The organism is Amycolatopsis acidiphila (genome assembly GCF_021391495.1).
GTDB lineage: Bacteria > Actinomycetota > Actinomycetes > Mycobacteriales > Pseudonocardiaceae > Amycolatopsis_E > Amycolatopsis_E acidiphila.
In genome coordinates, this window is the sequence record NZ_CP090063.1 from 5,274,964 (window position 1) to 5,294,462 (window position 19,499).

Here is a 19,499-nt window from a genome sequence, read left to right on the forward strand (position 1 = left end):
CTCAGTCCTGCCTGCGGTTCACGACCACCGCGGCCGGCCGCAGCTGCCGCTCGCCCTGGCCATAGCCGGGCCGCACCACCTCGACGACGACGCCGGGCGGCCGCGCCGGGTCCTCGACGACGCTCACCACCTCGTGCCGCGCGGGGTCGAACGGTACGCCCGCCTCGTCGTGGCGGGGGAAGCCGAGCAGGCCCATCACCTCGACGGCCTGGTCGCGGATCGCGCGCACCCCTTCGATGACGGGATCCTCGCCGGACTTCCTGTGCGCCAGCGCCAGCTCGAGGTTGTCCAGCACCGGCAGCCACCACGACGCCGCCCGGGCCCGCTCCGCCTCCCGCTCGCGCTCCAGCTCCCGGGCGTAACGCTTCCGGAGGTTGTCCAGGTCGGCGACGGCGCGCCGCCACCGGTCCTCGACCTCCGCCACACCCGGCGCGAGAGCGACATCCTGGCCACGCTCGCCGGCACTGTCCTCGGCTGGCTCGGTCATCGCGCTCCCTTCACGTGCGGTCGAACTCCGCGTCGATCACGTCCTCGTCGTCACCGGGACCGGCCGCGTCCGCCTGCTGCCCGCCCTGGCCCGCGCTGCCCGGCCGGTTCGCGAGTCCCTGGTAGACCTGCTGCAGCTCGCCGGTGAGCGAGCGCACCCGATCGAGCGGCGCCTCCTTCTCCACCGCGTCCCGCGCATCGGCGATCAGCAGCTCCGCGCGCGACCGCTCGTGCTCGGGCACCGCGTCCCCGAGCTCGGCAAGGCGGCGCTCCACCCGGTAGGCGGCGCTGTCGAGTTCGTTGCGCGCGTCGACGGCTTCCCGCAGCTCGCGGTCCTGGTCGCGGTTGCGCTCGGCCTCGGCCACCATCCGCTCGACCTCGCCGCTGTCGAGGTTGGAGGTCTCGCTGATCGTGATGCCCTGTTCGGCGCCGGTGTCGCGGTCGCGGGCGGTGACGTTGAGGATGCCGTTGGCGTCGATGTCGAAGGTGACCTCGATCTGCGGCTCCCCGCGCGGCGCCGGCCTGATGTCCGTCAGCTGGAACCGGCCCAGCACCCGGTTGTCCGCCGCGCGTTCCCGCTCGCCCTGCAATACCACGATGTCCACCGCGGGCTGGTTGTCCTCCGCCGTGGAGAACACCTCACTGCGCCGCGCCGGGATCGTCGTGTTGCGCTCGACGATCTTCGTCATCACCCCGCCACGGGTCTCCACGCCCAGCGACAGCGGCGTGACGTCGAGCAGCAGGACGTCGGACACCTCGCCCTTGAGCACCCCGGCCTGGACGGCGGCGCCGATGGCCACCACCTCGTCCGGGTTGACGGTCATGTTCGGGTCCTTGCCGCCGGTCAGCCGCCGCACCAGGTTCTGCACGGCCGGGATCCGCGTCGACCCGCCCACGAGGATGACCTCGTCGATGTCGTCGCCGGTCACCTTCGCGTCGCCCATCGCCTGCTTCACCGGCCCGAGGCAGCGCTCCACGAGGTCGGCGGTGATCCGCTCGAACGTCGAGCGCATCACCGTCATCGTCAGATGCTTCGGGCCGTTCGCGTCGGCGGTGATGAACGGCAGGTTCACCTGCGTCTGGCTCACCGAACTCAGCTCGACCTTCGCCTTCTCCGCGGCCTCGAAGAGCCGTTGCAGCGCCTGGGGGTCCTGGCGCAGGTCGACCCCCTGCTCCTGCCGGAACTCGTCCGCCAGGTGGTCGACGAGCCTGCGGTCGAAGTCGTCGCCGCCGAGATGCCCGTCGCCGGAGGTCGCCCGCACCTCGACGACACCGTCGCCGACGTCGAGGATGCTGACGTCGAACGTGCCGCCGCCGAGGTCGAACACGAGCACCGTCTCGTGCTCGTGTTTGTCGAGTCCGTAGGCGAGCGCGGCCGCGGTGGGCTCGTTGATGATCCGCAGGACCTCCAGGCCCGCGATCCGCCCGGCGTCCTTCGTCGCGGTGCGCTGGGCGTCGTTGAAGTACGCGGGCACGGTGATCACGGCCTCGGTCACCCGTTCCCCGAGGGATTTCGAGGCGTCCTCGGCGAGCTTCCGCAGGATCTGCGCGCTGATCTCCTCCGGCGCGTACAGCTTTCCGCGCACGTCGAAGCGCGCGGCGCCGTTGGGCCCTTCCACGACGTCGAAGGTGACCGCCTTGGCCTCGTCGGAGATCTCGTCGAAGCGGCGGCCGATGAAGCGTTTCGCCGAGTAGATGGTCCCCTTCGGGTTGAGGATCGACTGGCGCCGGGCCAGCTGCCCGACCAGGCGCTCACCGTCCTCGGTGAACGCGACGACCGACGGGGTGGTGCGCGCACCCTCGACGTTGGGGATCACCCTGGCCTCGCCGCCCTCCCAGACGGCGATGACCGAGTTCGTGGTCCCGAGATCGATTCCGACTGCCTTGGCCATGAATCCTCCTCAGCGCCGGGCCGGGTCTTCGGGGACCCGCCGCTCGCGCAGCAGGCCGACCGCGTCCTGCGCCACCTCCGCGTCGGCGACCACCTCGAACCGGCTGGGCTGCAAGCCGCTGATCGCGGTGAAGTCCCGGTGGCCGCGCTGCAGCGCGTAGGCCACCAGCCCCACCAGGGCACCGACGACCGCACCGAAGATCAGGCCGTACGCGGCGAGCGCGAGGCTCGCCACCAGCGGCCGGAGCCAGTCGAACAGGCCGAACAACCAGCCGATCAGCGCGCCGGGCACCGCCCCGGCCACGGCGCCGGAGAGCGCGGCCCTGCCGTAGTTGAGCCGTCCGACGACCTGTTCGACCATCTTCACGTCGTGCCCGATGATCGCCACCCGCTCCACCGGGAAGTGCCGGTCGGACAGGTAGTCCACGGCATTCTCGGCGTCCTCGTAACTGGTGAAGGTGGCCACCGGCACCCGCTCGGCCGACGGTCGCCGCAGGCGCGGGCTGTCGGTCATCGCCTGCCTCCTCATGCGTTGGCCCCCTCGCGCTCGGTCGCCTCGGTCCCGATGCCCTGCCGGCCTCCGCCGGACCCGATCTCCACCCGGCGGGGCTTGCTGGCCTCCGACACCGGGACCCGCAGGGTCAGCACCCCACGTTCGAATCCGGCCTCCAGCCGGGACGGGTCGAGGTTGTCGCCGAGGAACAGCTGCCGGGAGAACTCCCCCGTCGGCCGCTCGTCCACGATCAGCTCGTCACCCTCGCCACGCGCGGGGCGGCGGGTCGCGCGGATGCTCACCACGTTGCGTTCCACCGTCAGGTCGACGTCCGCGGGATCCACCCCCGGCAGGTCCAGCGCGACGAAGAACTCGTCACCGCGCCGGAACGCCTCCATCGGCATCGTGCGCAGCGCGCGGCTGCCGCCCATCACCTGCTCACTCAACCGGTCCAGCTCCCGGAACGGGTCGAAGCGCATCAACGTCATCTCGGCCTTCCTCCTTGTCCCCACGGCTTTCGGCGTTTCCGGTGCCAGCGTGGCAACAGCCGGTGGCTGCCCGCATTCGCCTGCCAAGCCCGAAACCCCGCCCGAATTGGCCCCGACGGGGCGAACGGGTCCCCCTCACCCGGCTCCTTTGGCGGAAATGCCGCCGGGGCGCGAGACTGAGAGCGGCGGCGGGAAAGGACGGAGCCCATGCCCAACTCCGTGTCGATGACCCACGGCGACGAGACCCCAGCACCACTGTCCACTTGGTACAAGCTGCTGGTCGTCGCGATGGGGATGTCCGAGCGGCGGCATGAGGACGCGATACTGCACCTCGTCCGGACGTCGCTGCCCTTCCTCGCGCCGTGCTCGATCGAGGCCGCCTTCCGCTACGCCGGAGGCGATCTGAGGCCCTGGCCCGGCACTGCCCGGGCGGACGACGTCCTCGTCGAGCAGATCCACGCGCTCGGCCCCGGTGGCGGGTTGCTCCCGGCCACCCGCGACGACTGGCGCTGGGTCTTCCCCCTCGCGTGCCCCGAGATGGTGCGAGGCTTCCTGGTCGTGCACGGGGACGGCAAGCCGCCTGTCGACGCGAGGTTCCTGTTCCAGGTCCTCGGCAGGCAGGTGGGCACGGCGCTGGCCGGGGCGGCGCTGCACGGCGAGGACCACGCCCAGCTCACCCGGTTGCGGGAGAGCAACGACAAGCTGACCCGGCTGGTGACGCGGCTGCGGCGCCAGACAGCGGTGTACGAGACGCTGACCGCGGCATCCGCCTCCGGGGAGGGCGCGTCCGCGATCGCACGGGCGGTGCACGAGCTCACCGGGCTGCCGATCACGATCGAGGACCCGTTCGGCAACCCCCTCGCCTGGGCCGGGCACGACGAGCCCCCGCCGGGCACGAAAACCGACGCCCGCGGCCGTCAGGCCTTGCTGGACAAGGTGGCCGCGTACACCGGCGCCCCGTTCCGCGACCACGAGCGGGTCGTCTCGGTCGTGCGTCCTGGCACCGACCTGCTCGGGCTGCTGCTGCTGTCCGACCCGGGCCGCCGGGCAGGCCAGCACGAGCTGTTCGTCGTGGGGTACGCGACGACGATCCTCGCCCTCGAACTGGCCCACCAGCGCAACCTGGCCGAGGTGGAGCTGCGGGTGCACCGCGACCTGGTCGACGACCTCGTCGAGGGCACCGACGACGAGAGCGCGTACGCCAGGGCCGCTGCCGTCGGGCACGATCTGCGGGTGCCGCACCACGTCCTCGTCGTGCGCTGGAACCACCACCGCCACAACGGCGAGACCCGCCGTGCCGTGCAGCAGGTGCTCCGCTCCTGGCGGCGGCACGCCCTGGCCTCCCGGCACTCGGGCGCGACCGTCGTCGTCGTCGCCGACGGGTCGGTCGACGGCGCCGCCCTGCACGAGGCACTCGCCCGCGAACTCGGCACCGGGACCGGCGCGATCGGCATCGGCGGACGGTGCGAGACCCCGTCCGCCCTCCCCCGCTCCTACGCCCAGGCCCTGCAGGCGCTCGACATCCGGCTCGGCTCGGCCGCCCCGCACGGCGCCACGGCCTTCGACCAGCTGGGCGTCTACCGGATCCTTAGCAGCACGACCGGCCGCGAGCACGTGCGGGCGTTCGTCCGCGAATGGCTCGGGCCGCTGCTCGACTACGACGCCAAGCGCGGCTCGTCGCTGGTGCGCACGCTGTTCCAGTACCTCGAAAGCGGCGGCAACTACGACGCGGCCGCCGCGGCGCTGCTCATCCACCGCAGCACGCTGCGCTACCGGCTCGCTCGCATCCGCGAGATCGGCGGACTCGACCTCACCGAGGTCGACACCCGCCTCAATCTGCACGTCGCGACCCGGGGATGGCAGATCCTGTCCAGCCCGGAGCCGTGACCGACGGTCAGCGCCCCTGCCCGTCCCCGGGCACGCGCCGGCACCGCCGGTCCGCCGGCGACCCGTCGTCCTCGTGCACCGGTTCGTACCGGCCGGCGGTCACCCGGGGCCGCGACTCGGTGATGACCTTGACGGCCACGGGTGCGGCACAGCGCAGGCAGGGGTCTTCGCGCTCCTCGAACACGACGGCCACAATTCACCTCCCCGTGCTTCGCCGACTCTCAGTGAAAGCGCCCGCCGCCCCCCGGGGCTATCCGGGGGCGGCAGCGGTGTTGTCCACTTTCGGCCCCGACCCCACGAGATGCCCCGGCCCGCGGCGCGGGTGAGACTGGCACGGACAGCGGGAAGCGGGGAGGTTGCCGTGCACAGGGGACGCACCACTCTGGCGACCACGGACGTGGGCCACGCCGAGGAGACCCTCACCGAGCTCTACCTGCCGCTGCGCCTGTTGCCGTTGCGGCCGCGCACGACGCTGGACGTGGGGCTCGACGTCGTCGCGCTCGGCAGCGTCACGATCGGTCACCTCGGCTTCGGCAGCGACATCCGGATCCTCACCGCGGAGGTCCTGAACTACCACGTCGACATCCCGGTCGCCGGCCGGTCACGCTCGCGTTCGGGCTCACGGGACGAGGTGTTCAGCGACCCGGGCACAGCCGCGGTGTTCATGCCCGCGGCGCCGGCCGACCTGTCCTGGACGGACGGGGCCCGGCAGATCTGCGTCATGCTCGACGCCACCGAGGTCGAGCATGAGCTGAGCACGCTCCTGGGCCAGCACCTGCGCGAACCGCTGTCCTTCGCGAACAAGATGGACCTGAGTGGTCCCGGCGGGCGCGCGTGGGTCCACGCCCTGGAGCTGGTAGCCCACCACGCGTGGCACGAGACCGGGCTGCTGAGCCACCGGCTCGCCGTGCGGCGACTCGAACAGGTCATCCTCGACGGACTGCTCACGGCCCAGCCGCACAACTACAGCGAACAGCTGCGCGAGGACCGGCGCTCCCCGGGGCTCGCGGCGGTGCGGCAGGCGATCGAGTTGACCGAGGAGCGCCCGGACCACCCGTGGACGCCCGGGGAGCTCGCCGCGGCGGTGTCGGTCAGCGCGCGCACACTGAGCAGCGGGTTCCGCAAGGAGACCGGGATGACACCGCTGAGCTACCTGAAGGCGGTCCGGCTGCACCGGGTGCACCGCGAGCTGATCGCCGCCGACCGCGCGGACACCACCGTCACCGAGGTCGCCCGGCGGTGGGGCTTCGTACACCTGGGCCGGTTCGCCGCGGACTACCGCAGGCGGTATCTCGAGTCGCCGTCGGAGACGCTGCGCTCGGCCGCCCGCCGTCCGTCGTGAGACCCGGGATCCGGGGCCGGGCTTTCAGGAGGGCGCGGCTCCGGCCCCGGATCCGGCTGCGACACCGGCGCCCGCTGGTTCAGTCGGGAAGGGAGCGGGCGCCGGCCCCCGAGAGGTCGCAGTCTCCACTGTTGCCTGGGGTTGCTTGCCGGACTTCACAGTCTGCCAGCCCCGCCCGCCCCGCGCCCATGCCACCGCCGATCGAATTGCGGGCGCCCGATCCACCCCACCAGAGCGAGACGCTGCGCCACTTGTCCATTAGGGACGGTCGGGTCGTACGCGCATAGCGGCCGCGCCGGCGGGTAGCCACCAGGACGCGGTGGCGAAAGGAGGCCCGCGATGGCATCCTCGAGGCGCGGCGGCGCGGAGCGGCTGATGGGCCGCCCGCTGCGGGTGCGGGCGTTCCGGCGGCTGTGGACGGCGCAGTTCGTCGCGAACATCGGCACCTGGACCCAGACCGTCGGCGCGCAGTGGCTCATGGGCGACCTGGGCGGCTCCGCGCTCGAGATCGCGCTGATCCAGACCGCGACGACCCTGCCGGTGTTCCTGCTCGTCGTGCCCGCGGGCGCGCTGGGCGATGTCGTCGACCGCCGTCGCCAGCTGCTGGCCGGCCAGTCGCTCATGCTCGCCGGAGCGGGCCTGCTCAGCCTGATGGCCGCGCTGCACCACGTCTCCCCCGGCTCGCTGCTCGCGCTCACCGCGCTGATGGCGGTCGGCCAGGGCATCAGCGTGCCGGTCTTCCAGGCCATCCAACCCGAGTTGGTGGGGCCGGAGCTGATCCCGCAGGCCGCGCTGCTCAACAGCGCCAACGCCAACGTCGCGCGCGCGGTCGGCCCGGCACTGGGCGGGTTGCTCATCGCGGCGCTCGGGCCCGAAGCCACCTTCGCGCTCAACGCGGTCTCGTTCGTCGGCGTGCTGTTCGTGCTGGCGACCTGGCGCCGCGAGCGCGCCGACCGGCCCCTTGGCGCCGAGCGGGTGCCGGCGGCGATCCGCGCCGGCGCCCGCTACATCCGCAGCGCACCGGCGTTCACCTCGGTGCTGGTGCGCACCGCGTTGTTCATGGCCTTCGCCAGCGCGCTGTGGTCGTTGCTGCCGGCCGTCGCACGGGGACCGCTCGGCCTCGGCGCCGGCGGTTACGGGCTGCTGCTCGGGTGCATCGGCGCCGGGGCGATCGCCGGTGCCGCCCTGATGTCGGTGCTGCGCACGCTGATCCGCACCGAGCTGCTGGTCACCGGCGGGATGGTCATGTTCGCCCTGACGACGGCGACGACCGGGTTCGTACGCTCGGTGCCGGCTGTGGTCGTGGCGCTGCTGCTGACCGGGCTGGCCTGGGTCGCCGTGCTGTCCACCCTCAACTCCTCGGCACAGCTGCTGCTGCCCGGGTGGACGCGGGCGCGCGCGCTGGCCTACTACCAGCTCGCGTTCATGGGCGGACAGGCGCTGGGCGCGGTCGGCTGGGGCGTGCTGGCCGATCTCACCGGCCTGACGGCCGCGGTCGTCACGTCCGGGCTCGGCCTGCTCGCCGTGACCGCGCTCGCCACGTGGCGGATGCCGCTTCCCGACTCACGCCACGACATGGCCTGGTCCGGGCACTGGCCCGAACCGCCCGCGGTCGACGCCGGGCCCGGGCCGGTCCTGGTCACCGTGGAATGGCGGGTCCAGCCCACCCGCACGGGGGAGTTCCTGCGGGCGATGCGGCTGGTCGGCCGGTCCCGGCGGCGCACCGGCGCGACCCTGTGGGGCCTGTTCCAGGACCTGGAGGAGCCCACGGTGTTCCTGGAGAACTTCACGGTCGCAACCTGGACCGAGCACCTTCGCCAGCACTTCGAGCGCGGGACGGAGTTCGACCGCGAGCACGACGAGCGCGCCCGCGCCTGCACGATCGACGGCGAGCCGCCGCGCGTGCGGCACTACGGCTGGGCTGCTCCGGCACGCCCGGGACGGCACGTGCTCGGCCACCGGTGACGGTTTCGGCGCCCTGTCGACGAGGGAGAACGCCGTGACCAGGTGCGGGACCGGATCGGCGTCCGGTGACACGGGTTCTTCGCCCTGCGCAGACGAATTCCGCGCTGGGATTCGCCCGCCCGCACCGACGCACCGGCGTGGAACGGGCGGCGAGAATGGTGCACGCGAAAGCCGGTCGACAAAGCCGAGGCCGCCGCGAAAGGGCCGGCGGGACCCGCAGTCCTTTCCAACCACACGCCCCAGCGGGGTCCGCCGGCTTCACCGGCGTCAAGGTTCTCCGATCTCCGTGTCCTTCCCGCGCAGCACCTGCCAGGCGCGCGCGGCCACGTGCAGGTTGAGCCGCGTGTCGACGTCGGCGAGGTCCAGCGCGGCGATGCTGCGGATACGGGCCAGCCGGTAGCGCAGCGTGCTCCGGTGGATCATCAGCGCCGCGGCGGCCTGGTCGTAGTTGCCGCCGCACTCCAGGTACTGGAACAGGGTCAGCACCAGTTCGGACCCGCGTTTGCGGTCGTAGTCGAGCAGCTTCCCGAGCCATTCGCGGACGAAGGACTCGACCTCTTCACGGTTCTCCGCCGTGCTCAGGATCCGGTAGACGCCGAGCTGGTCGAAGGTGGTCGCGCCGTCGGGCGAGGCCGACTCGAGCCGGATGTTGAGCGCCTGCAGCGCTTCGGCGTGGGAACGCGGGATGTCGGCGGGCGCCGCGCACCGCCCGCCGACGCCGATCGCGCCGGTCCGGCTGCCCAGCAGGGTCGCCATCCCCTCGTACAGGGCAGGGCCGTCCACTTCGCCGTCGACCAGCAGGACGAGTGCGCCGGCGTGCCTGGACTTCAGGATCTGGCGCTGCCAGCCGCCGAGCACCCGCTCCGCCGCGTGGGCGATGGCCTCCACCCCGCGGCGATGCCGCCAGCGCACGATCACCACGTGGTGCCGTCCGTGCAGGTCGTGCCCGACCACCGCCGCGCGGGCGTAGGCGCTCTCGTCGTCGGTGCCTGCGATGAGATCGTCCATCAGGTCGCGCCGGACGCGCAGCTCGACCTCGGCGAGGCTGCGCCGGTGGGCCAGTTCGAGCGCGAGCACGGTCGTGGCGTACTCGACGACGAACAGCTCGTGCTCGCCCGCGACCTGGCCGGGATCGACGAGCATCAGCATCCCCAGCACCTCGGTGCGCGGGCGGACCACCGACAGCACCCAGCCGTCCTCGTGCAGCGGCCGCCCGTGCACGACGGCACGCTCCTTCAGCCTGCTGTACCGACGCTCACCCGGTTTCGGCAGCTCGCCTTCCCCTGTCCACACCATCAGGTGACCGAATGGGTCCTCGATGGCGACGGGCAGGTTCGTCAGCTCGTGCACCGCGTGCGCTATCCCGGTGACCCCCGCACCCGAAACCGAGATCCGGTTGAGGACCTCGTGCACGGCGCGTTGCCGCTCCAGGCGCCGGACGGACTCGGTCAGCTCCTCGTTGAAGCGGCTCAGCGCGAGCACGTTCTCGCGCTCCCGCTCGTGGAGCGAGACACTCGCGAGCGCGGCGGCGGTCTGCTGGCTGAGCACCTGCAGCAGGAACCGGTCCTCCGGGGACGGTTCCCGGTCCCCGCGCACCACCAGATAGCCCTCGATCACCTTCTTGCTGTTCATCGGGAACGCCCACAGCCAGCCGTCGTCGCCCGCTTTCAGCGCACCGCCGGTGGGACCGAGCGCGCCCACCCCCGCGTCGAGGTCCGGCTCGGTTCCGCCTTCGGGGAGCCGCGGCGTCAGCTCGTCGCCCGATCTCAAGTAGACGGCCTCGAGCCGGCAGGGCGCGAACGAAGGGAGCGAGCTCCGCATCAGCCCCAGGATCTCCTCCTCGTCGCGCCCGTCGAACATCATGGTGGACACGACGAACAGACCGTAGAAATTCGACACTGGTGCTCGCCGGCCTTCCCGCGGATCTCCTGCGGGGCCGGGGGAATAGCGCATTCGGCCTCCTTCGCAGGGTTTGCGATACCCGGTTTGCCACCGGGCGAACATGAATGTGCCACCGGATCACCCTCGCCCCCGGGTGACCAACGCGCAAGACGAATTCGGGCCCGGCAGGCGAATACGCGAGCCGGATCGCATTGACACCCTGAAGCCGAGCGGAAATCAGGAAAAAGGAATCGTCACTTTCGGGGCGGCCGCAGGAGGAGTTCGTGAAGTACCAGGACCTCGTCGAGTCCGTGCGGGACACTGCCGCGCTCACCGATGCGGAGCAGGCGCGGGCCAGCGTTGCAGCCGTCCTCGCCACCGTGGCGCGGTGCCTGCCCTCCGCCGACCGGCACCTGCTGGCCGAGCACCTGCCGGGCTCGCTGGTGCCCGCCGCCGCGATCCCCGGCCCGCCCGAGGTCCGCGACGGCACACGACTGGTGGCGGAGATCGGCAGGCGGCTGCACACCAGCCCCGAGCGGGCCCGCTACCGGGCCCAGGCCGTCCTCGCCGCGCTGCGCGACGGCGAGCCCCGGCTCGTCGACCTGCTGTGCGCACGGCTGAACTCGGACGTCCTCGACACGCTCATGCCTCCGGCGGACCCGCCGTGGATGGTGACGAGCGTGCTTCCCGGGATGCCCGTGCCGCTCTCCGACGAGGAGGTCCGCCGCGCGCTGTGCCGCCTCACCGGCTGGACCGGCGACCGCAGTGCGATCTCGCGCACGGTCGCACTTCCCGCGGACCGGCACACCCCGCTGGTCAACCGCGTGCAGCGCGAGGCGCGGGAGTTGAACGACCACGCCCACGTCGAGCGCGAGGACGCGACGGTGACCTTCACCCTGACCACCGGCCGCCCCGGCAAGGTGACCGACCGCGACGTGCGCCTCGCGGTCCGTATCGATGAGGCCGTCGCCGAGGTCGGATCCGGTGGGCGGCCGGGGCCGGGCTAGCCGGTCAGGCAGCCTCCTGCTCCGCCGAGCCCGTCTCCTCGTCCCGGCGGCGGCGGGCACGCCGTTCCTGCTCCCGTTTGCTGTAGGTGGCCTCGCGGACGGCGTCCTCGCTCTCCAGGCTCGAACCGAGGGCGCCCCCGATGGTGCCCATCGAGCTGGCCAGCCACGCCAGCATCAGGTAGTCGCCGAAGCCGGCGGGATGACCGAGCGTCTTCGCCAGGTAGGGACCGGAGATGACGGCGAGCGCGGCGAGGACGACGACCGCGAACAGCAGGGCGTACATGCACGCCACGCCGACGGACAGGGTCGCCACGGTGGAGGCGTTGTACAGCACGTTTTCGCCGCGCGGCTGACGGCGGCGGCGTTCCCACAGGTCGTTGTGGGCGATGAGCCACACGACCATCGCCGCGATCGCGAACAGGTTGATCACCGCGAGCCTGGTCGGGCTCAGCGCGTCCGACATCGCCCAGATGCTGCCGTAGAACACGCCGAACGCGGCGGTCGCCGCCGCGGCGGCGAGTGCGCGGGACAGGCTCGGCACCAGCCGCCACGGCCGGTTGTCGCGCACCATGCCGAACAGCAGGCGCAGTTGCCCGCGCAGCCCGACCAGCGCAAGCGAGGAGTCGATGCCGTCCTCGGGGCTGTCGACGAGCCGGACGGGCGCGATCGGCCCGGCGGCGGGGGTGTGGATGACGTGCTCAGGCAGGACGGTCCCGCGGCCGAGCTCGCCCGCGAGGTGGAGCAGGGTCTTGCGCAGCTGGGCACGCAGCCGGATCCCGCCGATCGCGGGCAGCGAGGCCAGCGCTACGCCGTGTGTCCGGCTCAGGTCGGCGATCACGGGTCTGACTCCGGCGTGGCGGGGCAGGTCCGTCACGCACACCATCAGGTCGCACTCGCGACGCTGCCGTTCCCGCCGGGCGAGCTCGACGATCGGGATGTTGCCGTCCTCGTCGAGGACCAGCGGCTCACAGCGCAGGCGGACCTGCCATGCGACACCGTCGCTGACGTGCTCGCGCAGCGCGTCCGGTAGCTCCTCCACCAGGTCCCGGGCCACCTCGGCAGGCAGGCCTGGGTCCGCGAGCAGGCCGACGGTGACCGTTGCCTTCCTCATTCCGTGCCGGGTACCCGCTGCGGACCGGATCGAAAGCGACGTCCACGGTGGGCGATCCAGGACAGCCATCCGGGAAGCGACCCACGCGTGCCGCAAGGACGGTTCCGTGTCCTCCCTCGGGGTATTCGGGGGACATGGTCGACCAGGGCGAGCTGTCCACGCATTCCATGAGCCTCGACGACGGCCCGAAGGGCTACCGGATGTTCGAGGAGAAGGAGGACGGCTGCGTCTGCGCGGTCTTCCGGTCCTGACGAAGCGGCGGTGCGGCCCACCGGGCGTGCCGCACCGCCGAGTTCCGGCCACGGCCGGAGGAGGAAGGCGTTTGATGGTGTCCCTGCGGTTCCGCCATCGGCTGCGGGCCAGCCTGTGGATCACGCCGTTGCTGTGCGTACTGGCCTCGGTCGCGCTGTCGTTCGTGACCGTGGCGCTCGATCGGCAGTTCGGCGACCGGCTGATCCCCGTGCCGATCACGGGCTCACCGGACGCGGTGGCCAACATTCTCAGCACCATCGCCTCCGCGATGGTCACCCTGACCACGCTCGTGCTCACGGTGACGACGGTGGCCGTCCAGCTCGCGATGGGCCAGTTCTCGCCGCGCATCGTGCGGGCGTTGCTCCAGGACCGCAGCAGCCAGCTGGCCTACGGGCTGTTCGCCTCGACGTTCACCTTCGCGATCCTCGCGCTCCGCGAGGTCAACGCCGTGAACGAGGGCACGGTGCCCGGCCTGACCGTGTTGGTGGCCTACCTGCTGATGCTGGCCAGCATCGCCACGTTGTTCCTCTACATCCACCACTCGGGGAACGCGCTGCGCGCCGCGGGCCTGATCGACCTGGTCGGGGACCATCTGAACGAGGAGCTGAACCGCAAGTACCCCGCCGCGGGGCCACCGCTCGCCCGGCCCGATGTCGTGGTCTCGCCGGAAGCGGGGCTCGTGATCGACCTGGATCATCCCGCGCTGATCGCAGCGGCGTCCGAGGCCGGCTGCGCGGTGGAGATGGTCCCCCTGATGGGCGACTTCGTACCGGCAGGCGCGCCGCTGTTCCGCGTGCACGGCGACCCTGTCCGTCTCGACCACGCCCACGTCGCACGGCTCGTCGTCCTCGCCGCGGAGCGGACCCACGGCGATGACCCGGCGTACGGCTTCCGCAAGCTGGTCGACATCGCCGAGCGTGGTCTCGCCCAACCGTTCACCGACCCCACCACCGCCGTGATGGTGATCGACCGCCTGCACGACTGCCTGCGGCAGCTCGCCATCCGCGACTTCCCCTCCGGCCGGCACTACGACGCCGGCGGCGAGGTCCGGCTCATCGAGCGCACCTTCAGCTGGGAGGGCTACGTCCGGCTCGCGTTCGACGAGCTCTGCCTCGCCGGAGCCGCCTCCCCCCAGGCATCGCGCCGGTTACGCGCCGCACTGGAGGACCTCCTGACGGTCGCACCACCGGAGCGGCACCCACCGCTGAAGCGGCAACTGGACGTGCTCGTCGCCGCCGTTCACCGCCGTTACGAGGACCCGCGCGACCGACGCGCAGCGCTGGTCGCAGATCAGCAGGGCATCGGCTCGGGCAGCGACCTCGCGGCGGACTCCGACTTCCACGCAAGGTGACATGGGTGCCGGCGTTCGCTGCTCGCCCGGCCACTACCCGACAGCGATGGACGACCTGTACCGCCTGCTGCTCGCAGCCGCACCATCAACAACCTTCCCGGCCCGGAACAGTGAAACCACTGTGGATTTGTCAAAGACCCGGCCGGGAGGCGCCGTGGGTGCGAATGTGCCAGCAGCTCGCGAGCCGTCTTCTTCATGGACGTGATCTTGTACTCGTTCGTGCTTATCTGTGCTACCGGTCGCATGACGCATCGGGGGCCAGACCCTGCACTCACCGAGGTTGCCACCGAGTCGGTCGACATGGCCGAGATCATCGGCAAGCCTGAGTTTGCCGTCCGTGGTTGTCCGTTCCGTGACTTGAGTTCCGCAGTATTGGGCTTCGGGATCGAGCGTCAAAGTGCGCCACTCCTACTCGTTTCACCTTTGGTTTCACTTCTTCTTGGAATTCTCACCCTCTTTCACAACACTCAGATAGGGGCAGCTTCAGAGCACCTGCGGACGCACGTTGAGGAGCCGGCATCCAAGCTGATCAAGGGTTTCATGGGATGACACCAGGCTATGAGCAACCCCAGGGTTCGACTGATGCAGCGACTACTTCCATATCACTTGCCATGATCTTGATAGCGATCGCTCCAGCCACTGTTGCAATTCCACTCACCCTGTCAAGAATTGGTTCGATCGTCACAGCCCTTCCGATTCTTGTTGTCGTCAGCCTGCTTCCGATGCTTTACGTCATTCAACTGGCGAGGCATCGGAACTCCATATAGGGCAGGCGCGGGCACGAGTGAAGCGGTCCACGGTCGACATTCTTTCGCTGCTTCTTGTGGATTTGCAGGACGCTTGGGATGCCGAGGTCGACGCCTGGTTGCCGTAGCCGGCGCTGGGCATCCTCTCGCTCGGCTCGCAGGAAGGCCGGGGTCATGTCGATGCCCTCGATCTCGCCGGCCCAGCCCTCGGCTTCGGCGCGAGCGCTGCGGTCGACCACGCCGGCTTCGAGTTCGTCGGGCCGGGCGAGCATCCTGGGCTTGACGTGCACCATCGGGCAGCGGATGCGGACTTCTCCGAACTTGTCGTGATCATCGCCTACTGTGTCGGACGTGAACGCGGACGGTTGGTTGACAGACACCCGGACCTCCTACGACACAGCCGCGGTCAGTTATGCCGACCAATGCGCAGCGCTATAGCCGAGCAGCCGTACTTGCGAGCAGCTCTGGCGTTGTTCGCCGACATGGTGCGCATCGTCGGCGGCGGTCCCGTGGCGGACGTCGGCGGCGGACCGGGGCACGTCACCGCTCACCTGCGCGAACTGGGTATCGACGCGTTCGGAATCGACCTTTCACCAGTGATGATCGATGTGGCGCGGCGCGACCATCCCGGGCTGCGGTTCGAGGTGGGCTCGATGACGGACTTGGCCCTCGCCGACGCCTCGATTACCGGCTTGCTCGCATGGTGGTCGTTGATTCATGTCCCCGACGATGCGGTTTCCACGGCCCTTGCGCACTTCCACGAGCATTACTGGGCCGCGTCTTCCGCGTTGACCGCGGCTGCCTTCGCCGCGGTCGAATGGCCCGGTCCTCGCAAGGCTTACGAGGGCCGGTTCGGACTCTACGCGACGCATCTCGCGGACAAGCCGTGGGACACCGAGCTGGTGACCGACGGGCTCGGCGAGCGCTGGGAACTGCTCGCGACCGACATGAAACCGTATCCGAGCTGCCACTTCACGCACGCCTTCGCCGACGCGGTGCTCGGCCTGCGCGAGGACGAGGGGATCCGGCCGGAAGACGTCGACCGCATCCGCTGCCTCATCCACCCCACCGCCGGCGCAGTGGTGTGCGAGCCGATGGAAACCAAGCGACGACCGCAAAATCTCCACGACGCTAAGTTCAGTCTCCCGTATGTGGTCGGTGCCTGCCTGGACCGCGGGCAGCTCACCCTCGCCGAGTTCACCGAGGAATCTCTTACCGACACGGCAATTCACGCCATCGCGGACCGGGTTGAGATCGCCGAGGACCCGGAAAGTCGTTTCCCGGAAGCATATTCGGCGGCGGTCGAGATCGCCCTGCGCGACGGCCGTAAGCTCGCCCGCCGTGAAGCGATCAACCGCGGGCACAGCGAACGCCCGCTGACCCACGCCGAGATCGAGGAGAAGTTCCTCGGCAACATGCGCGCGGTCACCGACGAGAGCACCCTCAAGCGCGTCCGAACCGCCGTGCTTTCGCTGGGCACCGAACGCGAGATCCGCGAGTTTGCCCTGGACTGCGCGACGTCGGGCCAGCTAGGCGGACAGGTCGGCCCGGACCAGTTCCGCCTTGGCCATCGTGTCGGCGAGGAAGGCGGGCAGCCGACAGCCGTAGCGATCGGCGAGCTCGTCGGCGAGCTCGGTGGTGACCCCCCAGCCCTGTTCCCGCAGCCACGCCACCGGGTCCCGGCGGGGCTCGGTGGCGAGCAGTCCGTCCATGTCCACGCCGATGCGCTCGGCGGCGTTCATCGTCCGCATGCTGCGATCCATGCCCGCGACATCGCCACCCGGCACCTGCTCCACCCCGATCCGGCTGCCTGGGGCCGAGCGGGCGTGGACGAGGTCGAACAGTTCCTCCTCGGCCATCGCGGGCAGATACGGCAACAGGCCCTCGGCGAGCCAGACGGCCGGCCGGGCCGGGTCGAATCCCGCCTGCTCGAGCGCGGCCGGCCAGTCGTCGCGAAGATCCGCGGCGACGGCGTGCCGACGGCAGCGCGGGCGGGCGCCCAGGTCGTCGAGCACGCGCTGCTTGAACTCGAGCACCTGTGGCTGGTCCACCTCGTAGACGTCGCGGCCGGCCAGGTCCAGCCGGTACGCCCGGGCATCGAGCCCGGCAGCGAGGATGACCACCTGCGGGGCGTCCGAGCCGGTGACGACCTCGTCGAAGAACCGCGACCGCAGCCCCACGTAGGCAGCCATCGCCGTCCACAGCTCGTCGCCGTCCGGCTCGGTCGGCAACGGCCGCGGCGGGTTCACCGCCCGGACGAACTCCGCCGCGAACGGGTCGTCGACCAGGTCGTCCGCCGAGCCCGTCGCGATCGCTCGCGCCGCCGCGACCGCCAGCGCGGTCAAGCCGACACCGGTGACGATGTCCCACTGGCGATGCGTTGCGGTCATCCCTGCCCCTTTCAACGGATCACGTTCCCGGCTCCAGGATGGCATTGCGCGATCGACCAGGTGCGGACCGTGAGCGTTTTGCCAGAATCCCGGGCTGTGGGCTGCGTCACCGCGGGTGGACGAGCTGTGGGCCGTAGCTTTTTTTCAAGAACTCGTTCTCCATCCGCAGCCGGCAGATCTCGTCTTCCATCTCCTTCACCCGGGCACGCTCCGTCGGGGTCGCTGACTCATCCGGTTCAGGGTTCTGACACCGCCAGGCGTTCACCCAGTTGCCCAACGTCCCGTCATCGACGCCCAGATCACGCGCGACCTCCGCGATCGGCTTCCCTGTCCCGATCACCATCTGCGCAGCCTCAACCTTGAACTGCGGGCTGAACCTACGACGCTGCTCGGGCATGAACAAACCCTCTCACTCGAGAAACTCTGTCCAAGATCCTTAGTACACCCCGGGCGCCCCCTGGCGTTCCAGGTCCTTGTCCGTGATCCGAATGGTTACCCGACCTATTCATCAAGCAAAATAAGAGTTTCATTCTACCGAAACGGGCCACATTACAACGGAGTGCGTTCAACAGACTTTTTTACCACGTAACGCCAATCACACCGACCCGGGACCAGAATCGGATAGCGGATCCCAGTCCCGGCGCAAGTCCGGTCAAGGTGATAAGAAAGCCGCAAGCACGACGACAAAGGACTTCCCTGACACATCGGGTATTCCTCGAACGAATCGGCCACAAGCCGAAGAAAGACGAGGGCACGCGCCGAAACCGCCGATCCGCGCAGCATGACCTCATCACTACCATTGCGAGCACGACATCATGGTTGCCCCAAACAGTCCTGAAAGGTATATCTCCCCGCATGTCGACGGCGCCGTCCCCGGGCCACGTTCGCTCGAGTTGCTTCGAAGGCAGGAACAACGCGAGTCGAATGCTCGTGTGTACCCACGGCAGCTGCCGATCGCGATAGCGGCCGGGCAAGGCCCGTTCGTCCGGGATCTCGATGGCAACGTGTTCATCGACTTTCTCAACGGTGCAGGTGTGCTTTCACTGGGACACAATCATCCGGAACTGGTCGACGCGATGATCGAGCAGCTCCGCGACCTCACTCATGGCCTCGACTTCCCCACGCCGGCCAAAGATGCGTTCACCGAAGCGCAACTGTCGATGCTCTCGCCCGGACTGCGGAGCCGCGTGAAGCTTCATTTCTGCGGCCCCACCGGTGCGAACGCCGTCGAGGCCGCGATCAAGTTATGCAAGACCGCGACCGGCCGCGGCGAGGTCGTCTCCTTCGAGGGCGGTTTCCACGGATGCAGCACCGCTGCCATGGCCCTGACCGGTGCGGTGTCGCAACGGAACCGTGTCGCCAACGGCCTGCCCGGCGTGCACTTCTTCCCGTTCTCCTACTGCGGCCGATGCCCCGTCGGGTTGACCCCCCACACTTGCACAACGAACTGTGCCGGTTATCTCGAGAGGTCGCTTCATGACCCGAATGCCGGAATCTGCCGTCCTGCGGCCGTCGTGATGGAGATGGTGCAGGGCGAGGGCGGCGTGGTGCCGGCGACCAGGGAATTCGCGCGACGCGTGCGGGAGCTGACGCGCGCGCTCGGCATCCCGCTCGTGGTGGACGAGGTACAGACCGGCTGCGGGCGGACCGGTACCTGGTTCGCGTTCGAGCCGTACGGCATCGAGCCCGACGTGATCGTCGCGTCCAAAGCGCTCAGCGGAGTGGGTTCCCCGATCGCGATCATCATGTACGACAGACACCTGGACACCTGGGCGCCCGGAGCGCACACCGGCACCTTCCGCGGCAACCAGCTGGCATTCGCCGCCGGTGCCGCGACCGTCCGAATCGTCCGGCGGGATGGCATCCTGGACAACGTCGGACGGCGGGGCGAGCAGGTGGCCGACCGCCTCTCCCCCCTGCTGACCTGCCCGCACGTCCGCGAAATCCGTGGCCGTGGCCTGATGTGGGGTATCGAGCTCGCCGATCCGGATACCGGGACGCCCGCGCCGGAATGGGCGAGTGCTGTGCAAACGCGATGCTTGCACCACGGGCTGATCGTCGAGCTGGGCGGCCGGGCGGACAGCGTGGTGCGCATCCTGCCGCCACTCAACGTGTCGGCCGAAGTCATCGACACCGCCTGCGACATCCTCGTTGCCGCGGTCAGGACGTGCTTTTCATCGGCGGAGTGATTCCGGGTTCAGCGACGTTC

At 70.2% G+C, this 19,499-nt stretch carries 17 protein-coding genes and 2 pseudogenes; 9 read left to right on the forward strand and 10 right to left on the reverse strand.

The window, feature by feature from the left end; translation table 11 throughout:
* Nucleotide 1: 1 nt before the first annotated feature.
* The 4 genes from LWP59_RS25840 to LWP59_RS25855 are packed head-to-tail and all read right to left on the reverse strand — an operon-like array spanning nucleotide 2 to nucleotide 3,358.
* On the reverse strand, nucleotides 2-487 hold the full coding sequence (locus LWP59_RS25840; protein WP_144633587.1) for a nucleotide exchange factor GrpE: 486 nt from the start codon (nucleotides 485-487) through the stop codon (nucleotides 2-4).
* Between the two features lie 10 nt (nucleotides 488-497).
* Entirely contained in the window at nucleotides 498-2,378 is a 1,881-nt protein-coding gene (dnaK, locus tag LWP59_RS25845) for a molecular chaperone DnaK (RefSeq protein ID WP_144633584.1), read from the reverse strand.
* Nucleotides 2,379-2,387: 9 nt separating this feature from the next.
* Nucleotides 2,388-2,891, reverse strand: a complete 504-nt coding sequence (locus LWP59_RS25850; RefSeq protein WP_144633581.1) for a general stress protein — start codon at nucleotides 2,889-2,891, stop codon at nucleotides 2,388-2,390.
* An 11-nt stretch (nucleotides 2,892-2,902) separates the two neighbouring features.
* Nucleotides 2,903-3,358: an Hsp20/alpha crystallin family protein gene (locus LWP59_RS25855; RefSeq protein ID WP_144633578.1), complete on the reverse strand. Its 456-nt coding sequence runs from the start codon at nucleotides 3,356-3,358 to the stop codon at nucleotides 2,903-2,905.
* 207 nt (nucleotides 3,359-3,565) lie between these two features.
* Between LWP59_RS25855 and LWP59_RS25860 the strand changes: the two genes are divergently transcribed.
* The gene (locus LWP59_RS25860) at nucleotides 3,566-5,245 is read left to right on the forward strand and encodes a PucR family transcriptional regulator (protein WP_144633576.1); all 1,680 of its coding nucleotides are present in this window, start codon (nucleotides 3,566-3,568) and stop codon (nucleotides 5,243-5,245) included.
* A gap of 7 nt (nucleotides 5,246-5,252) precedes the next feature.
* On the opposite strand, the gene LWP59_RS25865 is transcribed toward LWP59_RS25860, so the two are convergent.
* Entirely contained in the window at nucleotides 5,253-5,438 is a 186-nt protein-coding gene (locus LWP59_RS25865; RefSeq protein ID WP_144633573.1) for a hypothetical protein, read from the reverse strand.
* A gap of 168 nt (nucleotides 5,439-5,606) precedes the next feature.
* On the opposite strand from LWP59_RS25865, the gene LWP59_RS25870 reads away from it, so the two are divergent.
* Nucleotides 5,607-6,587 carry a helix-turn-helix transcriptional regulator gene (locus LWP59_RS25870; RefSeq protein WP_186383052.1) on the forward strand — a complete coding sequence of 327 codons (981 nt, stop codon included), beginning with the start codon at nucleotides 5,607-5,609 and terminating at the stop codon, nucleotides 6,585-6,587.
* A gap of 339 nt (nucleotides 6,588-6,926) precedes the next feature.
* Nucleotides 6,927-8,552: an MFS transporter gene (locus LWP59_RS25875; RefSeq protein WP_222425525.1), complete on the forward strand. Its 1,626-nt coding sequence runs from the start codon at nucleotides 6,927-6,929 to the stop codon at nucleotides 8,550-8,552.
* A 267-nt stretch (nucleotides 8,553-8,819) separates the two neighbouring features.
* Here LWP59_RS25875 and LWP59_RS25880 read toward each other — a convergent pair whose 3' ends face one another.
* Complete coding sequence (locus tag LWP59_RS25880; RefSeq protein ID WP_229858210.1) at nucleotides 8,820-10,451, reverse strand: PucR family transcriptional regulator; 1,632 nt, start codon at nucleotides 10,449-10,451, stop codon at nucleotides 8,820-8,822.
* Between the two features lie 266 nt (nucleotides 10,452-10,717).
* Between LWP59_RS25880 and LWP59_RS25885 the strand changes: the two genes are divergently transcribed.
* Complete coding sequence (locus LWP59_RS25885) at nucleotides 10,718-11,440, forward strand: 4a-hydroxytetrahydrobiopterin dehydratase (protein ID WP_144638089.1); 723 nt, start codon at nucleotides 10,718-10,720, stop codon at nucleotides 11,438-11,440.
* Nucleotides 11,441-11,444: 4 nt separating this feature from the next.
* Here LWP59_RS25885 and LWP59_RS25890 read toward each other — a convergent pair whose 3' ends face one another.
* Nucleotides 11,445-12,551 (reverse strand): hypothetical protein, encoded by a 1,107-nt coding sequence (locus tag LWP59_RS25890; RefSeq protein ID WP_144638091.1) that lies wholly within the window; start codon nucleotides 12,549-12,551, stop codon nucleotides 11,445-11,447.
* A 325-nt stretch (nucleotides 12,552-12,876) separates the two neighbouring features.
* On the opposite strand from LWP59_RS25890, the gene LWP59_RS25895 reads away from it, so the two are divergent.
* Nucleotides 12,877-14,154, forward strand: a complete 1,278-nt coding sequence (locus LWP59_RS25895; protein ID WP_144638093.1) for a DUF2254 domain-containing protein — start codon at nucleotides 12,877-12,879, stop codon at nucleotides 14,152-14,154.
* Between the two features lie 195 nt (nucleotides 14,155-14,349).
* The gene (locus LWP59_RS25900) at nucleotides 14,350-14,703 is read left to right on the forward strand and encodes a hypothetical protein (protein WP_144638095.1); all 354 of its coding nucleotides are present in this window, start codon (nucleotides 14,350-14,352) and stop codon (nucleotides 14,701-14,703) included.
* 187 nt (nucleotides 14,704-14,890) lie between these two features.
* Here LWP59_RS25900 and LWP59_RS25905 read toward each other — a convergent pair whose 3' ends face one another.
* Nucleotides 14,891-15,280 carry a hypothetical protein gene (locus LWP59_RS25905; protein WP_186383221.1) on the reverse strand — a complete coding sequence of 130 codons (390 nt, stop codon included), beginning with the start codon at nucleotides 15,278-15,280 and terminating at the stop codon, nucleotides 14,891-14,893.
* Between LWP59_RS25905 and LWP59_RS25910 the strand changes: the two are divergent.
* Both LWP59_RS25910 and LWP59_RS41170 read left to right on the forward strand, forming a co-directional pair.
* A pseudogene (locus tag LWP59_RS25910) lies at nucleotides 15,252-15,661 on the forward strand (class I SAM-dependent methyltransferase); the annotation flags it as partial. The gene LWP59_RS25905 and the pseudogene LWP59_RS25910 overlap by 29 nt on opposite strands.
* Before the next feature lie 27 nt (nucleotides 15,662-15,688).
* Nucleotides 15,689-16,312, forward strand: a pseudogene (locus LWP59_RS41170) (MmgE/PrpD family protein); the annotation flags it as partial.
* A 117-nt stretch (nucleotides 16,313-16,429) separates the two neighbouring features.
* On the opposite strand, the gene LWP59_RS25915 reads toward LWP59_RS41170, so the two are convergent.
* Nucleotides 16,430-17,290, reverse strand: a complete 861-nt coding sequence (locus tag LWP59_RS25915; protein ID WP_144638097.1) for an SAM-dependent methyltransferase — start codon at nucleotides 17,288-17,290, stop codon at nucleotides 16,430-16,432.
* Between the two features lie 106 nt (nucleotides 17,291-17,396).
* Nucleotides 17,397-17,687 carry a transposase gene (locus LWP59_RS25920; RefSeq protein ID WP_144638099.1) on the reverse strand — a complete coding sequence of 97 codons (291 nt, stop codon included), beginning with the start codon at nucleotides 17,685-17,687 and terminating at the stop codon, nucleotides 17,397-17,399.
* 418 nt (nucleotides 17,688-18,105) lie between these two features.
* Here LWP59_RS25920 and LWP59_RS25925 point away from each other — a divergent pair, with 418 nt between their 5' ends.
* Nucleotides 18,106-19,479, forward strand: coding sequence for an aspartate aminotransferase family protein (locus LWP59_RS25925; protein ID WP_144638101.1), 1,374 nt, complete (start codon nucleotides 18,106-18,108; stop codon nucleotides 19,477-19,479).
* Nucleotides 19,480-19,499 lie beyond the last annotated feature (20 nt).

Bases quoted from the DNA above. Each gene is read 5' to 3' on its own strand.
- LWP59_RS25840 (WP_144633587.1), bottom strand. From the start codon at position 487: ATGACCGAGCCAGCCGAGGACAGTGCCGGCGAGCGTGGCCAGGATGTC.
- dnaK (WP_144633584.1), bottom strand. From the start codon at position 2,378: ATGGCCAAGGCAGTCGGAATCGATCTCGGGACCACGAACTCGGTCATC.
- LWP59_RS25850 (WP_144633581.1), bottom strand. From the start codon at position 2,891: ATGACCGACAGCCCGCGCCTGCGGCGACCGTCGGCCGAGCGGGTGCCG.
- LWP59_RS25855 (WP_144633578.1), bottom strand. From the start codon at position 3,358: ATGACGTTGATGCGCTTCGACCCGTTCCGGGAGCTGGACCGGTTGAGT.
- LWP59_RS25860 (WP_144633576.1), top strand. From the start codon at position 3,566: ATGCCCAACTCCGTGTCGATGACCCACGGCGACGAGACCCCAGCACCA.
- LWP59_RS25875 (WP_222425525.1), top strand. From the start codon at position 6,927: ATGGCATCCTCGAGGCGCGGCGGCGCGGAGCGGCTGATGGGCCGCCCG.
- LWP59_RS25890 (WP_144638091.1), bottom strand. From the start codon at position 12,551: ATGAGGAAGGCAACGGTCACCGTCGGCCTGCTCGCGGACCCAGGCCTG.
- LWP59_RS25895 (WP_144638093.1), top strand. From the start codon at position 12,877: ATGGTGTCCCTGCGGTTCCGCCATCGGCTGCGGGCCAGCCTGTGGATC.
- LWP59_RS25900 (WP_144638095.1), top strand. From the start codon at position 14,350: ATGGACGTGATCTTGTACTCGTTCGTGCTTATCTGTGCTACCGGTCGC.
- LWP59_RS25915 (WP_144638097.1), bottom strand. From the start codon at position 17,290: ATGACCGCAACGCATCGCCAGTGGGACATCGTCACCGGTGTCGGCTTG.
- LWP59_RS25920 (WP_144638099.1), bottom strand. From the start codon at position 17,687: ATGCCCGAGCAGCGTCGTAGGTTCAGCCCGCAGTTCAAGGTTGAGGCT.
- LWP59_RS25925 (WP_144638101.1), top strand. From the start codon at position 18,106: ATGGTTGCCCCAAACAGTCCTGAAAGGTATATCTCCCCGCATGTCGAC.